Genomic DNA, 14,837 nt, shown 5'->3' on the forward strand with positions numbered 1-14,837 from the left:
TTCTCAAGCAACTTTCCCCACCTGCTCACGCTGCCAGGAATCGGCTGGATTGACCGATATCGCATGGCCACTGATGCCAGCCTTGATGTCCATGAACAAGCGGAATACGGTTGGGACGAATACTAGCGTGAAGATTGTCGAGACCAACAATCCGCCTAATAGCACGCTGCCAAGACCGCGGTATAGTTCGCTGCCTGATCCTGGAAACAAAACGAGGGGACAGAGACCGAGCACCGTCGTGGCAGTTGTCATGAGGATCGGACGCACGCGGGTCCGGACACTTTCGATGATCGCATCGCGGGCGGGCGTCGATTCTTCTCGCATCAGATTGAGCGATTGGTGCACGATCAAAATAGCATTGTTGACCACCGTACCGATCAAGATCACAAAGCCGAGCATGGTCAGCACGTCGAGCGGTTGCGGGGTGAGCCCCTGCCACTGCAAATAAACACCGAGGGCACGTAGGCCGAGAATACCGCCCACGGCGCCGAGCGGGACACTGAGAATAATCACCAATGGATAAATCCAGCTTTCAAACAACGCCGCCATCAACAGATATGTGATCAATAACGCCAACAGCACGTTCCAACGCAATGACTCCCAGGTGGCGCGAAGTTTGTCAGCGGTGCCCGTCAACGCGATTCTATATCCGCCATCGAGCTGCCCTGAGACGCGTAGCGGTCCCACGATTTCAGCTTCGATCCGCTCTAACGCATCTTCCAAGGCGAGTTCTGGGGGCGGTGACACCTCGATCGTCACAGCCCGCTGCCGTTCGCGATGATTGATCTGCTCTGGACCACTGGCGGGTTCAATCGTCGCCAGAGAAGACAATGGCACCAGGCCGCCCCACGACGTCGCGATGGGTAACGAGTCGAGATCTTGCAATCGACTCGCTACGTCAGGATTGCCAATCACAGTCAAATCGATCTTGTCTCCCCCGATGAAATAGTCGGCTGCAAAGGCGCCATCGACGAGGGCGTTGACGGCATAGCCGAGACTCGACGCATTGAAGCCCATCTGTTCGCTCTGGATCAATCGCGGTTTGACATGGACTTCGGGATTGCTCAAATCGAGACTGGGTACGGGACGAGCCTGCGCGTTCGCCACCACCGGATCCCGTGGATTGCCCTGCCGGTCAGGAGCTCCCATGACTTGGCCAATCACTTGGCCCCCCAACGCCACGAGCGTTTCCAAATCTGGACCTGTGATTTCAATATCAATCGTGCGTCCTGCCGTCAGTCCCTGCTCGAACAGACTGGATTGCTTGGCGATCACCATCGTGCCGGGAAGTTTCGATTTGACTGCAGAGATCAGCGGAATCAGCTCGGCCGAGCGAGTTGGGTCGACGGCCCGGACACCCAAGAACACCTGCCGACCGCGAGCGACGTAGAAGAAATCATAAATTGCGGGATACGGCAATGCAGCCGCCTCGGGACTATCCGGATCAACGTCCCAATATGGCTGGAGGTGTTGTTCGACGATCGACCCCAGCGACGTGAGTTCATCCAGGTTGTAGCCCGGCGGCGGCAGAATAATCCCGAACACGAGATTCCGGTTCCCGGTGGGCAGATACTCGACTTTCGGCCAAGCCGCGTAGCTGATCGCAATGGTCGCGGCGAGCAGACCGACCACGAGCGCGAGCCGTCGAAACAGGGTCCGCTGTACGAATTGATTCAGCCCGACGACTCCGTTGACAAATGAACCAGCGACCGAGTTAATCGGCGCAACCAGTCGCTCGCCCAATGACGGCCGCGTCGTGGCGGCGTTTGCCACAGGCTGCGTGTCAGCTGATGTCATCTGCTCGATCTCGTCCCGCGCCGGTGCTTCATCGTCACCCCAGGCGTGATCGCGCAGCAGACGAGCGGTGGCGGTTGGGATGACTGTCAGACTGATGATCAGCGACAATCCCACCGCCGCGCTGATAGCCAACGCGATGTCACGGAACAATTGCCCGGCCTCTTCTTCGACAAACAGCACAGGCAAGAAGACCGCGAGCGTCGTCAGAGTCGACGCCAATACGGCACCATAGACCTCCTTCGTACCGCGAAACGCTGCGGTCATCGGTCGATCGCCATTTTGATAATGACGGAAAATATTTTCCAACACGACCACCGCGTTATCGACGAGCATCCCCACGGCGAACGCCATCCCGGCCAAACTGATCACGTTGAGTGATCGCCCCCACAGATTGAGCAGTAGGAACGTGCCGACGATACTAATCGGGATCGCCAATCCCACCACCAAAGCTCCTCGAGCGAACCAGAATCCCGCGATCAAGATCAAACCCAGTGTGACGACGAACAACCATGGATTCAAAAAGGTAGCAGCAATGGCCGACGCTGCGATGGCAGGCACAAATACCAGGGTGCGAACACTCATGTGCAAAAATAACATCAGCACCACCATGGTCAGTGTACCGCCGACCAGAATGTTTTGATTGACCAGTCCAACGGATGCGTCGATATACTCAGTTTCGTCGTAGACTTGAGTTAATTGCAGTTCCCTCGCGGGCAGCACTTCGTCGTTGAGTTCATCGACCGCGGCCCGGATCCCCTCCATGACCTCGAGCACGTTGGCCCCCGTTTGCCGCAACGCGTTGATGGCGATGGCGTTTTCACCAAATCGGCGAACCAGCCCATCGGGTTTTTTAAAGCCCAGCTTGACGTCGGCGACATCACTCACAAAAACGGGAGAGCCGCCATCCATCGTTAAAACCTGGGCGGCGACTTCCTCGGGGCTGCGAAATTGGTTGATCGTACGGACGACATAGCGTCTTTTGCCTTCCCAGTAATCACCCGCCGAGGTGTCCTGGTTCTGATTTCGCAGGACACGGCGGACATCGTCGATGGTGAGCTGCCGTGCGGCGAGCTGTTGGGGGTCGATGACGACCTGCATTTCCTCTTCGAGCCCGCCGAGCACGTTCGCATCTGACACGCCGCCAACGCGTTCAAGTCGAGCCTCGATAAAATCTTCCGCAAATCGCCGCATCTCGGGAACGTTGACGTTGGGCGGTAGCAGGACTTGCAAGCCCGGGTGCTGTTCCGCGGCCTCCTTCAGACGCATTAACCGCAGACCCGTGTTCTTGGTTTCGATGACCGGGCGGAGCGGCTCACGAAGGTCCGGATGCGACTCGGCAAAGGCGGTGAGTTCTTCAAGTTCGGGCTGGACAGCCGAGAGAATCAACCACGCGATGGGCCGGTCCGATGAATTGCTAGTCGAAATGACTGGCTGGTCAGCTTCCTCGGGGTACTGCGGCACCTGCTGTAAACGGCTGTTGACCTTCAACAACGCCTCTTCCATGTTGGTGCCGACGAGAAATTCCATCGTGATCCGAGCGGACGAGTCGAGCGATTCGCTGGTCATCTTCGTCACGCCCTCGACGCTTTTGAGCTGCTCCTCCTGCTCCTGAACGATCTCCCGCTCAATCTCCTGAGGACTCGCCCCGGGCCAACGCGTTTCGATACTCAACGTCGGCGTCTGAACCTCCGGAATCAATTGCATCGGCATCCGCAGCAGCGCAATCGCGCCGAACAGAATCAACAAAATCGCACCGACGGCAACTTTGACGGGGTTGCGCAGGCAGGCTTCGATAGGATGCATAGAATGATGGGGGTGCCGGGAGGTTCAGTGAACAGAGTGAGCAGAGAGATCAGTGAGAGCTGCCTGCGAGTTCAATCCCGTTCGCTCAGCTCGTGACGACGCTTGCGTGAGCAAGTTCGCTCGTGCTGACATCACCGGATGACGCTTCGGCACGGTGTCCTTTTCGAGACTCGACGAACAAACCGAGATGCGGCAATTGTAACTACCTCGCCGAATCGCGTCGAATTGACGCGAACATCGATCTCGGCAGCAACTCACGGTACCGCGGATTGTGCGGGCAGGCCTCCGGTCGCTAGACTCTTTCCCATGACCCTCACCAGCCATGCGATCGTGCTGTTGGCGAAGCTGTTCAGTGGATTCACCGTCCGCTGGATCGATTGCCAGCCAGACACCTGCCAGCGGATTTATTTCGCCAATCATACCAGTCACCTCGATGCGGTGGTGCTATGGTCGGCGCTACCGCGGGAGATCCGGGCGCTGACACGGCCTGTAGCGGCGAAAGATTATTGGAGTGGCGGTTGGTTCAAGCCACATATCGCACAGAGCTTCAATGCCCTGCTGATCGATCGCCAGGAAATTAAGGTTCACAAGAGCCCGATCGACAGCATGATTCGGCAAATGGGCGATATCTACTCGCTGATCTTGTTTCCCGAAGGTGGTCGCAGCGGAGGGGAAGAAATGAGCAGTTTCAAAAGCGGCTTGTACTATCTGGGCAAAAAACGACCGGATCTGGAACTCGTCCCAGTCTACATGGAAAACCTCAACCGCATCTTGCCGCGTGGCGAGATCCTGCCCGTTCCGCTGCTATCCTGCATCACCATCGGACCACCGATCTTCTTAGAAGCGGGCGAGCCCAAGACGGACTTCCTTCGTCGCGCTCGTCAATCAGTGCTGCAGCTCAAAGATCGATAAACCGCTTGAGTAGTTGCCTGGCGTGTACTTTCGCGTGACACAACTTCTCTCGCTTGATATCAAGCCACTCTAAACATGTTTGCCAACGACCTCCGCCAGCAACGTTACACCGTTGCAAACAATCGGCCTGACTGCCGCGCCGATGGGACTTGCGGTACCGGGTCGGCTGACGGGCGGGCCGGCTCACGTTCGACCTCGCGTAGCGTTCGTTGAAACGCCTCGCGGGCATCTGCGGAACAGCTCGCGATCAGCTCGTGGACTTCCTCGGGATGAGTGACTTCGGTGATGGGAGTAATCCCTGTGGCCGTTTGACTGAGCACGAGGATTCGCCGGCCACATTTGACGAGCAGTAGCTTGGTCCGTGGGTCCAGCATCACATGTCCCAGTGGAGTCAACGCCCCAGCGGGCAATGGCTTGGCCGCACTGGCTCGACCACCGAACTTTCTGCCCGCCCACACCAGGCCACTGAACAGTGCGAGCACGATAGCGAGACTCGACGCGACTGTAACGAGCGGCGCCATCATCTTCGAGCGCGATGACTCCGGTGTCGGCAGCAACGCCAGTTCCTCGGTGACGCTGTCATCGGTAAACTCATCAAAACGCGAGCCGCTACCATCTACACGACTCGCGGAGGCATCCACCACTCGGTAGGACGGCGACTCCGTCGCGGACGACAATGCACGGTTACGAGACTCCTGCGCACGAGGTGCGAGAGTCGGGAAACCACCACTGCGTGCGACAACGGATACATCGCTACCACGGCCCGTGGAATCGTCAGCGAAAACGGATTGGTCGGCAACTGAAAACGCCACCACAACGGCCAGGAACAGCGATATCGAGCCCGTGACGAAATGGCTGGTTGCGTAACGCTGATTGGATAAGCTGTTCACTCGACGGCTCCCAACAATTCGGTGACGCGGACGCAAAACTGATCATTCATGACGAGCACCTCACCCCGGGCGATCAGTCGTTCGTTGGCGAAAATATCGACAGGGTCGCCCGCGAGTTTACTGAGCATCACCACACTGCCGCGGCGTAGCCGCAACACCTCCTCGAGACGCATCAGGGTTCGTCCGAGTTCGACCCGCAGATCCAATTCGACTTCATCGAGCATCTCCATTGGATTTTCGACTTGGTCGACATCCGAAGGCGAGAGTTCGCCCAATGCAAACGGCCGCAGCAACTCCGCCGGCTCAGGGACATCTTCACCCGTCGCGGCACAGAGCGACTGCGAAGCCTCGTCGAGCAAGGCTTCGAGATCGTCCATATTGAGCTGGTCCTGCGTGTCGCTTTCCGTCGTGCTCACGGCAACGTCCTAAGGGCTGTTGATAACTCGATTGTGCGGTGTCTTCACATGCTCGGCTATCGCTAAACTCCGCCAAAAATGCAACCCCAATCTACCGTTGGAGCGAATCCGAGTGCATGACCGGGTTTGCGGAGGTGGATTTCTACCATGACTTTGCCGCCCAAAACTGCTATAACATTCAATTCACAATGGCGCATCCCGTCTCAGCAGGAATAGAGGCACTCTTCGAACTGCTGGTTCGATATGGGTAGGAGTCCGGTCGCTCCCGAATGTGACTTCGATGGATAGGACACTCTCACATCGAGCTCGTTTTATTCGTCATCGCTCCAATCGCGAATGCTCCGCAATTTTTTTGAGTGCATATCAATGACGAACCAGCTGACTGAAAACTTCCGCTGCGCCAATCACTTCCCAGCCGAAACGATTCGTATTCGACTTGCGGCAGATGGAATCACGGCGTTTGTTTGCGGTGACGATACCGCTACCTCCATGACGATTGGGTGGGGTAGTTTCCACACGGGACTTGTCATGGGGGATGTCGGGGTGGCTGATGGCGAGGAGGCCACGTAGAAACCTGCAGAGGACAGGCAACGTCGTTAAACAGCCTGTTGAGTTAGTCGCTTTCGCTGTCCAAATGCACTAATACTGACCCGGTGCGCAAGCGAGGGACGAGATGGACTGCCTCGTTGGCGCGTCAGATTAGTAAAGCAACATCGTTTAACTCTAGAGCCATGGAAATGTCGAAAATGTTCGGAGGCCAACAATTTGTCGATTGACCTATACTGGTGCTGTGGCAATGAGCGTGCGAGTTCCTGTCGGTCGCAGTCTTGATGACGTTTCGTAGTTCCGACGAGTCGGGATTCGTCGAAAGAGTTCCCGCAGATCGGTGGCGAGTGCCGTGGTGGGAACGCGGGGTGATTTATCAGGTGTACCCCCGGTCGTTTCAGGACAGTAATGCGGACGGCATCGGTGATCTCGCTGGCATCGAGTCGCGACTGGATTATCTAGCTAGTCTCGGAGTCGATGCGATCTGGTTGTCGCCTATCTTCCCCTCCCCCATGGCGGATTTCGGATACGACGTTGCCGACTACTGTGACGTCGACCCCATATTCGGTGATCTCGCTGGGTTCGATCGGCTGCTTTTAGCGGTCCACAAGCACGGGCTAAAGCTTCTGCTTGACTTCGTCCCCAACCATTCGTCTGACCAACATCCATGGTTTGTCGAAAGTCGAACATCGCGAGAGAACGCTAAAAGGGATTGGTACATCTGGCGAGATCCGGCCCCCGGCGGAGGGCCTCCGAACAATTGGATCAGTGACTTCGGAGGCTCGTCATGGCAGTGGGACGAAACCACCGGCCAATATTACCTGCACGCTTTCCTGAAGTCGCAACCCGACCTTAACTGGCGTTCGTCTGAGGTTCGCGAAGCGATGATGTCGGTGCTGAAATTTTGGTTTGATCGCGGCGTGGACGGATTTCGGATCGACGTGCTATGGCACATCATTAAGGCCGAAACGCTGCCCGATAATCCGATCAATGCGGATTGGGACCCCTGTCGCACCCAGCGTGACCAGCTGATCCAACTCCATTCGACTGATCAACCGGAAGCGCACGCGATCTCGGCCGAGTTCCGCGCCCTCGCGGACAGTTACCAAGACCGGGTGCTGATCGGTGAGATCGCTTTGCCTAATGATCGCCTCGCTCGTTGGTACGGTACGCCGGCACAACCTCAGGTGCATCTGCCATTTAATTTTCAACTCATCGAAAGTGAATGGGATGCCGCTGTGCTCAGGCTGAAGATTGCCAACTACGAAACTTCATTGCCGGAATTCGGTTGGCCTAACTGGGTAATGGGAAGCCACGACGCAGCAAGGATCGCGGCCCGGCTCGGCGACGCCCAGGCACGCGTTGCAGCAATGCTGTTGCTGACTCTTCGAGGTACCCCCACGCTGTATCAGGGGGACGAAATTGGCATCGGCGAGGTCGTCATTCCGCCCGACCGGGTACGTGACCCGCAGGATCTGCGTCAGCCCAACTTGGGGATTGGTCGCGATCGATCGCGTACCCCCATCCCGTGGGATGCAACCGCCTATGGTGGGTTTAGCACGGTCGATCCCTGGCTGCCACTCAACGAAGATTGGCGGGAACGTAATATCGCGGCGCAAGCTGAAGACACTGACTCGCTACTGACGCTCTACCGTCGCCTGCTAACTCTGCGGCGTTCTTGCGAAGCGCTCGCGATCGGCGATATGACACTTGTCGGCGCCGCCGACGAAGTGCTCGTCTACCAGCGGCGGTATGCTGGTGACGGACTGTTGGTCGTGCTGAACCTGACTCACGAATTGCAGGCCCTAACGCTGCCGAATCATACCGAGGTCATCGAAGTTCTCGCTTCGACACTGCCGCCATCCATCGCGAAGCCAACCCATTGGGTACTTCATCAGATGGAGGGGCTCCTCGCCCCTGACGAAGGTCTCGTACTACGGCTGAAAGAGAAAAACTGATATGCGTATCGCGATGTTGGCTCCGATTGCATGGCGCACGCCGCCGAGAAGCTACGGCCCCTGGGAGCTCGTCACGAGCATGCTGACCGAGGCGCTCGTCGAGCGAGGAGTGGACGTGACGCTATTCGCCACGCTCGATAGCATTACGAGAGGAACGCTCGCTGGCGTTGTACCAGCACCATATGGCGACGATTCATCAATCGACGCCAAAGTCTGGGAGTTTCGCCACTTAGCCCATCTCTTCGAACAGGCCCATCGATTTGACCTGATTCACAATCAGGCGGACTTCCCGGCTCACGCATTCTCGCGTCTGACCGACACGCCGATCGTGACGACGATCCATGGTTTTTCGTCCAAGCGAATTCTGCCGATGTATGCGGAATACCAAGACGTGGTGCATTACGTCGCCATCAGCGACGCTGATCGCTGCCCCGACCTGCGGTACGCTGCGACAATCCACCATGGCATTCCTATTGACGATTTCCCATTCAATCCGATCGGGAGTGATGCTCTGCTGTTCTTCGGTCGCATCCATCCCGACAAAGGCGCTGCAGAGGCGATCGCCGTGGCCCGCGCAAGTGGGCGCCATCTGCACATGTACGGGATCGTGCAGGACGCGGACTATTATCAGCGGGAGGTTTTGCCGACCGCCGATGGGACGACGGTAACCTATCACGGCGCTGTCGGCGGGATGCGACGGCTAACCGCGCTTGGCGACGCGCGGGCGCTGTTGCATCTTATCAATTTTGAAGAACCATTCGGACTGTCGGTCATCGAGTCCATGGCGTGCGGCACACCCGTCATCGCCTCGCGCCGGGGCTCGATGCCTGAGCTGATTGAGCATGGTGTCACTGGCTTTCTTGTCGACAGTCTCGCTGAGGCAAATCAAGCGATCGAGCGAATTGACGAGATTGACCGAACTACCGTCCGCCGCACCGTCGCTAACCGATTCGGGATCGACCGGATGGCGGATGCCTATCTGAATCTGTATCAGCGCATTGTCGGCGTCTAACGTCAACTGACATCAGCATCAGGATTTGAACCGGACACGCAGAGTTCGCCAACGATGTTATTCCTGTAACCAGCGGCGACGCCTGATCGATCGACTGCGACTGCGCGGCAAAACAGCATGCAACTCCGGCGCCACCGGCGGCGCGTTCCAGAACGTTCGACGACAACCGACACATGAAGCTCAATGGCACCCGCGCTGGGAGGTATTGGCGAATGGCTCTGGGAAAGTTCCGCTCGCGGGTTTCCCGAAAAATCGACCAAGCTGGTCACTGCACACTTGACCGGCCGGCCGCAACGAGGAACAATCTCCTGAAGTTAGCTCGAGCTAAGTTTCGGCCCGAGCCTTTTTCACGCCTCGCAAGTTAGCCTCGGCTAATATTGCGAACATAGTTTGAAAGTGGGATCATCACCATGTTGAGCGAGAGACGTCTGCTACGCCACGGATTCACGTTGGTCGAATTATTGGTCGTCATTGCGATCATCGGAGTGCTGGTCGGGCTGTTGTTGCCTGCCGTGCAAGCCGCCCGTGAGGCAGCACGCCGAATGTCCTGCAGCAACCGATTGAGGCAGGTGGGACTGGCCAACCAGAATTATCACTCCGCGTTCAATCAGTTTCCCTCAGGCTACCGATCCTTCGCAACACGCAACGGCTCGGCGCCTGCGGCGGTCCAGATGGACTCGGTGACTTGGGACGCGGGGCCTGGATGGGGCTGGGCTGCCGCGCTATTGCCATTCGCGGAGGGGACTGCGCTGGTCGCCGAACTCCGGCTGGATCGACCGATTTGGGATCCTGCAAATCAGCTGACGATCGCAGCAACGCTGCCGATGTTTTTGTGCCCCAGTGCGACCGGTGGAGACAAACCTTTCGAGGTTCTTGATTCAGCAGGGCAGCCGCTTGTAGTTAACGGCAATACCATCCAACTGGGCCGCAGCCACTATGTCGCCAGCCATGGACAGGAGAGCTGTTGGGGTGAGTGCGGTTCTGCGGCAACTGGCGAGATCTTTACCAATATCTACACCTCCGAAACGACGATTGTGAGGATCGACGGTGATGCAGGTCAGGTTGCCGATGGTCCCTTCTTCCGCAATTCACGCACGCGATTCCGAGATGTTGTTGACGGCACCAGTCAGACCATCTTCTTCGGCGAGCACAGTTCTGCCCTGAGCGACAAGAGTTGGGCTGGCGTAGTCCCCGGCGCATTCACGCATCCGCGTTTTCACTCGCCCGAGAATGGTCCCGACGCGGCTGCGACATTGACGCTCGTCCACGCCGGGCCGTCCGGTGGCGAGCTCGATATTACTGGCAGCCCGATCATTCATCCGGTGAACTTTCCAACCTATCACGTGGGTCAGATGTACTCCGAACATCTCGGCGGTGGCTTTGTGGGTATGGGTGATGGCTCGGTACGGTATGTCAGTAACTTCGTTGACTTAATCTTGTGGGCGGAAATGTCCAGCATGAATGAGGGTGAAGTGATTGAGATGGAGCAATTGTGATGAAAGCGACACTCATTGTTTTGGTGGCAATTGCGATGCTATCGCTGTGGTGGTTCTGGCCGCAGAAAGTAACATTAAGTCCGTCGGAATATGATATCGCGATGGCACTGTACCGGGTCTGCAATCAATCGAGCAACGAAGGACTCGCGCAAGTGGAGGCATTGCTGGTCGCTGACAAGGCGGCGCACGATGCGGGCGATGAGTCACCCTTAGCCCCCATCATCGCCACTGCCAAGGCAGGCGACTGGCAGACCGCTGCGAAGGCATGTCGCCGTGTATTGGACGATCAGATTGTCCGGTAACAAGGAGCTGAAACAGGCTCCTCCGACGAAAACAGGCACGGGAGGTTTTCGAAGGACAACTTGAGAGTCCAATGATGATGACTGTGTGAATTCTACTGACCGTAGAGTCGCAGGGCCGGGAGAAACGGCGTCAGGTTTCGAATAGCGTGGACGTCGTGAGCCGAGACGCGTGTACGGCCGGGCGGGCGATGTTACCCGGTGCGTTACGGCATTCGGCTCACTGCGTTGTCAGTTGAAGTCAAATTCGTTGTGCTGCCGGATCAATATTCGCATACCGCCTAGAAACTATCTTTGACGAGTGCACGTGCGACGCCGGCAACTCGAACCCAGGCGCGAAGGGCATTCGGTTGCAATGCGTTTTCGGTTAGCCTTTGGCGAAATCACGAATTACCCCGTCGCTCCCATCGCTCTGTGCCCAACCACCCTCCCATGGATTCGTTCTATCACGTCACCATCATCTTGCTCGATGGACAATCACACCAAGTTGAGTTCCGTCGACACGCCTACAACAACTTGATGGAGTTAATTGTCAACGAGCTGTACGAAAATATTGGTGATTGCAAAGGACACGCATGGTGCGGAACTTGTCACGTCGAGATCACGTCGGGACGCCTCACCGAAGACAAGCATCGCGACGAAGTCATGACCCTTGGGAAGCTGACAAATACTGCTGCCACCAGTCGCTTGGCCTGCCAGATCATGACAGACGAACTGATCGACGGAATGGTTTTTCGTGTGTTAGGTGATGTTTAAGAGCGCTCGACGGTTAGGTACCGGGCAGCGTGTCTTCGTCCGCGAACTCCTTAACGGTGGAGCGCTGGTCGGCGGGGGGCGATTCGGTCTGGGAGCTGCATGTCTCACCGGACGGCAACTCATCGTCATAAGGTTTTCGGCTGCGAGGTTGGGAGACGATCACGGTGATATTGTCCTCACCGCCCGCTGCATTTGCTAAACCGACGAGTCGATGGCAAATACTTTGGATTTCATCGCCTCCCTCCAAGACGACTTCCGCAAGGGTCTCGGTCGAGAGGTAGCGGCTCAACCCGTCACTACAAAGCAGTACGGTGTCGCCCTCGACCAGTTCGGTGCGGCGGACTTCGGCGACCAATTCGTGTTCTCCTTTACCCCCAAGCACATTCCAGAGCACGTTGGTCCAGCGGCTATGCGCCTCATCTTCGGGCCTCATCCCCCCCGCATCCACGAGTTTTCTCGCAAGTGTGTGATCCGTAGTCAGTTGTTCGCACCGGCCCTTGCGAATGAGATAGCAGCGACTGTCACCAACGTGGACCACATACATTCGCGGCCAGACGATGTAGGCCATTGTCAGGGTCGTGCCCATCCCGCGTTCGGCGTCATTGGTAGCAGCTTCGGCGAGTATGCGTGCGTGGGTCTGCTGCAGGAGATCTTTGAGCGCGGCGACGAAGGCGTCGTCTCGACCGTCCGAGAGATGAAAGAAACAGTGCATCCGGTTGAGCAGTTGGGCGATCAAGTGATCCAGTGCGACGCTGCTCGCACGCTGGCCGGCCGCTTGCCCGCCCATCCCGTCGGCGACGATCAATAATTCACCCCGGACACGTCCGAACAGAGTCGTGTTTTTCTCGATCGGCAAACTCGTCGTCCTGACCACCATCGATTTTCGCAGTTCTGCCACCAGGAACTGATCTTGGTTCTCGGTGCGCCGACGCCCCACATCGGTTAGCCCGCAGGAATGATTACGGCAGGGCTCGGGGGAGGGATGACTCATCGTACAGACTCACGACAGACGGGCGGATCAAGACAGATCGCCTGTGAGTGTACCAAATCGCGAGATGCGAGAGTGATAATGATTCCGATTCTCCATTCGGACCAACTGGCCACAGGCCGCGTCGATATCGCGGCCGAGCGAGTATCGCACGGTCGTTTTCACGCCCGCCGACTTGAGCCGGGCGGCGAATTCAGCAATTTTCTCGGGTGGGGAGGCATTGAGGTCCGGCGCATCGTCGATGGGGTTGTAAGGGATCAAGTTGACGTGGACTCGCAAATCTCCCAGCCACGCCAATAACGCCACGGCATCCTCGGTGGAATCATTGAGCGAATCCAACATCAGGTATTCGATCATCACCTCGCGCCGCTGGATTCGCTGGCACTCACCCAGGACGCGGCGAAGTTCGGTGAGCGGGTATCGTCGTGCCAGCGGCATGATTTTTTCTCGAATGAGTTGATCGGCGCTATGCAGGCTCAGAGCCAAATTCACCTTGGGGAACCCCTCGGCAAGCCGCAGCATGGCGTCAGGCACGCCCACGGTGGACACAAGAATGCTGGCGGGAGAACGATTGAATTGGTCGCGAGCGGTCAGGGCAGCCAATGTAGACATCAAATTCGCTTCGTTATGAAACGGTTCGCCCATCCCCATGAACACGATATTATCGAGCCGCCCCTGCTCGGCGGCAAGCAATTGCCCGACCTGCAGCACTTGGTCCAGGATTTCGGGAGTCGCGAGGTTGCGTGCGATGCCCATTTTACCCGTTGCACAAAACTCGCAGGCTGCTGCGCATCCGACCTGGCTGGAAACGCAGAGTGTCGTCCGCCCCGTCGCGATGCGTAGGGCCACCGCCTCGATCAGCATCCCTGAAGCGGTGCGAAAAAGCAGTTTTGTGGCGCCATCGACTGTGGAATCAAATCGGCGGTGCAATTCAAGTGCGTGGCAACTGACGCGGTCGCGACCTGGAAAACCGGCGAGCGCCACAGCATCGGGACAGAACTGTTTGAACAACTGATTACGGAGGGCACGTAGATGCTGAGGATCAAAACGCTGCTCACGTCGAAGCTCGTCAAGTGCCTGCGAGTCAAAAATGGAGATCGGATCGGACACGTTGAGGAGGATCCCTGGAAGGAAGTAAGGAGGCTTTCTTGACGATACCGGTCTTGCCACCTGTAAGCGAATCGCGAACACTGACGGCTGAGAAACTCACCATAGTACCCCTGAAGGTAATTTTCGAATGTCCGATCCGTTTGGTTCTTTTTCGCCACAGCTCGCCGGTGGCGTCGACTCGATCTCCGATCATCGCTTGGCGGGCAGCCATGCCAGTCAGGGCTATCAGCGTCAGCGTCAGATGACGCTCGGCGATCTGCTCTTGGAAAACCGCATTGTGTTCATGCAGGGCGAGATTCACTACGCCAATGCGAACGAAATCGTTATGAAACTGTTGTACTTGCAGAGCGAGAATCGCCGCAAGGACATCCACTTCTACATCAATTCTCCCGGCGGCAGCGTGACGGCCACCTTGGCAATTTACGACACAATGCAGATGGTGTCTTGTCCCGTAGCGACGTACTGTGTGGGCGAAGCATGCAGTGGGGCGGCCGTTTTACTCGTCGGTGGTGCCAAAGGGAAACGATTCTGCTTGCCCAATAGCCGCGTGATGATGCACCAACCGATGGGCGGAGTCTCGGGCCAGGTCAGCGATATTGAGATTCAGGCGTCGGAAATGTTCCGCTATCGCGATAAACTCAACCAGATCATCAGCGAGCACAGTGGGAAATCGGTCGAGCAGATCGCCAAAGACACCGATCGTGACTTTTTTCTCTCTGCAGAGGAAGCCAAAGCATACGGCTTGGTCGACGATCTGCTGAAAAAGGAAGAAATTCCTGCCGATGACGAAGACTGAGCCTCCAGCCTCCCCTCCCGGTGATTGAACTCCGCGTGAACCCCATTCACGAACACTC

13 protein-coding genes are annotated in these 14,837 nt (G+C 57.2%); 8 read left to right on the forward strand and 5 right to left on the reverse strand.

Annotated elements, in window-relative coordinates; translation table 11 throughout:
• Positions 1 to 3 precede the first annotated feature (3 nt).
• Positions 4 to 3,600, reverse strand: coding sequence for an efflux RND transporter permease subunit (locus tag Poly21_RS11325; RefSeq protein WP_146407163.1), 3,597 nt, complete (start codon positions 3,598 to 3,600; stop codon positions 4 to 6).
• A gap of 306 nt (positions 3,601 to 3,906) precedes the next feature.
• On the opposite strand from Poly21_RS11325, the gene Poly21_RS11330 reads away from it, so the two are divergent.
• Positions 3,907 to 4,512: a lysophospholipid acyltransferase family protein gene (locus Poly21_RS11330; RefSeq protein WP_146390241.1), complete on the forward strand. Its 606-nt coding sequence runs from the start codon at positions 3,907 to 3,909 to the stop codon at positions 4,510 to 4,512.
• A 104-nt stretch (positions 4,513 to 4,616) separates the two neighbouring features.
• Here Poly21_RS11330 and Poly21_RS11335 read toward each other — a convergent pair whose 3' ends face one another.
• Together Poly21_RS11335 and fliN are read right to left on the reverse strand one after the other, a co-directional pair.
• The gene (locus Poly21_RS11335) at positions 4,617 to 5,402 is read right to left on the reverse strand and encodes a FliO/MopB family protein (RefSeq protein ID WP_302118685.1); all 786 of its coding nucleotides are present in this window, start codon (positions 5,400 to 5,402) and stop codon (positions 4,617 to 4,619) included.
• The gene (gene fliN, locus Poly21_RS11340; RefSeq protein ID WP_146407164.1) at positions 5,399 to 5,818 is read right to left on the reverse strand and encodes a flagellar motor switch protein FliN; all 420 of its coding nucleotides are present in this window, start codon (positions 5,816 to 5,818) and stop codon (positions 5,399 to 5,401) included. The genes Poly21_RS11335 and fliN overlap by 4 nt, the downstream gene beginning before the upstream one ends.
• Before the next feature lie 366 nt (positions 5,819 to 6,184).
• Here fliN and Poly21_RS11345 point away from each other — a divergent pair, with 366 nt between their 5' ends.
• The 6 genes from Poly21_RS11345 to Poly21_RS11370 all read left to right on the forward strand — a co-directional run bounded on the left by Poly21_RS11345 (position 6,185) and on the right by Poly21_RS11370 (position 11,885).
• Entirely contained in the window at positions 6,185 to 6,388 is a 204-nt protein-coding gene (locus Poly21_RS11345) for a hypothetical protein (protein ID WP_146407165.1), read from the forward strand.
• A 260-nt stretch (positions 6,389 to 6,648) separates the two neighbouring features.
• Positions 6,649 to 8,322, forward strand: a complete 1,674-nt coding sequence (locus Poly21_RS11350) for an alpha-amylase family glycosyl hydrolase (protein WP_146407166.1) — start codon at positions 6,649 to 6,651, stop codon at positions 8,320 to 8,322.
• Between the two features lies 1 nt (position 8,323).
• The gene (locus Poly21_RS11355) at positions 8,324 to 9,334 is read left to right on the forward strand and encodes a glycosyltransferase family 4 protein (protein WP_146407167.1); all 1,011 of its coding nucleotides are present in this window, start codon (positions 8,324 to 8,326) and stop codon (positions 9,332 to 9,334) included.
• Between the two features lie 410 nt (positions 9,335 to 9,744).
• Entirely contained in the window at positions 9,745 to 10,830 is a 1,086-nt protein-coding gene (locus Poly21_RS11360) for a DUF1559 domain-containing protein (protein WP_146407168.1), read from the forward strand.
• The gene (locus Poly21_RS11365) at positions 10,830 to 11,132 is read left to right on the forward strand and encodes a hypothetical protein (RefSeq protein WP_302118687.1); all 303 of its coding nucleotides are present in this window, start codon (positions 10,830 to 10,832) and stop codon (positions 11,130 to 11,132) included. The genes Poly21_RS11360 and Poly21_RS11365 overlap by 1 nt, the downstream gene beginning before the upstream one ends.
• Positions 11,133 to 11,561: 429 nt before the next feature.
• Positions 11,562 to 11,885 (forward strand): 2Fe-2S iron-sulfur cluster-binding protein, encoded by a 324-nt coding sequence (locus Poly21_RS11370; protein WP_302118690.1) that lies wholly within the window; start codon positions 11,562 to 11,564, stop codon positions 11,883 to 11,885.
• A 13-nt stretch (positions 11,886 to 11,898) separates the two neighbouring features.
• Here Poly21_RS11370 and Poly21_RS11375 read toward each other — a convergent pair whose 3' ends face one another.
• Positions 11,899 to 12,876 carry a PP2C family protein-serine/threonine phosphatase gene (locus tag Poly21_RS11375; RefSeq protein WP_146407170.1) on the reverse strand — a complete coding sequence of 326 codons (978 nt, stop codon included), beginning with the start codon at positions 12,874 to 12,876 and terminating at the stop codon, positions 11,899 to 11,901.
• Between the two features lie 27 nt (positions 12,877 to 12,903).
• On the reverse strand, positions 12,904 to 13,983 hold the full coding sequence (gene rlmN / locus Poly21_RS11380; RefSeq protein WP_146407171.1) for a 23S rRNA (adenine(2503)-C(2))-methyltransferase RlmN: 1,080 nt from the start codon (positions 13,981 to 13,983) through the stop codon (positions 12,904 to 12,906).
• 127 nt (positions 13,984 to 14,110) lie between these two features.
• Between rlmN and Poly21_RS11385 the strand changes: the two genes are divergently transcribed.
• Positions 14,111 to 14,779: a ClpP family protease gene (locus Poly21_RS11385; RefSeq protein ID WP_146407172.1), complete on the forward strand. Its 669-nt coding sequence runs from the start codon at positions 14,111 to 14,113 to the stop codon at positions 14,777 to 14,779.
• Positions 14,780 to 14,837 lie beyond the last annotated feature (58 nt).

Origin of the sequence: Allorhodopirellula heiligendammensis, assembly GCF_007860105.1 — a bacterium.
In the GTDB taxonomy this organism is placed as follows: Bacteria; Planctomycetota; Planctomycetia; order Pirellulales; family Pirellulaceae; genus Rhodopirellula; species Rhodopirellula heiligendammensis.

Bases quoted from the DNA above. Each gene is read 5' to 3' on its own strand.
- Poly21_RS11365 (WP_302118687.1), top strand. From the start codon at position 10,830: ATGAAAGCGACACTCATTGTTTTGGTGGCAATTGCGATGCTATCGCTG.
- Poly21_RS11375 (WP_146407170.1), bottom strand. From the start codon at position 12,876: ATGAGTCATCCCTCCCCCGAGCCCTGCCGTAATCATTCCTGCGGGCTA.
- Poly21_RS11345 (WP_146407165.1), top strand. From the start codon at position 6,185: ATGACGAACCAGCTGACTGAAAACTTCCGCTGCGCCAATCACTTCCCA.
- Poly21_RS11325 (WP_146407163.1), bottom strand. From the start codon at position 3,600: ATGCATCCTATCGAAGCCTGCCTGCGCAACCCCGTCAAAGTTGCCGTC.
- Poly21_RS11385 (WP_146407172.1), top strand. From the start codon at position 14,111: ATGTCCGATCCGTTTGGTTCTTTTTCGCCACAGCTCGCCGGTGGCGTC.
- Poly21_RS11370 (WP_302118690.1), top strand. From the start codon at position 11,562: ATGGATTCGTTCTATCACGTCACCATCATCTTGCTCGATGGACAATCA.
- Poly21_RS11355 (WP_146407167.1), top strand. From the start codon at position 8,324: ATGCGTATCGCGATGTTGGCTCCGATTGCATGGCGCACGCCGCCGAGA.
- Poly21_RS11360 (WP_146407168.1), top strand. From the start codon at position 9,745: ATGTTGAGCGAGAGACGTCTGCTACGCCACGGATTCACGTTGGTCGAA.
- Poly21_RS11330 (WP_146390241.1), top strand. From the start codon at position 3,907: ATGACCCTCACCAGCCATGCGATCGTGCTGTTGGCGAAGCTGTTCAGT.
- Poly21_RS11350 (WP_146407166.1), top strand. From the start codon at position 6,649: ATGACGTTTCGTAGTTCCGACGAGTCGGGATTCGTCGAAAGAGTTCCC.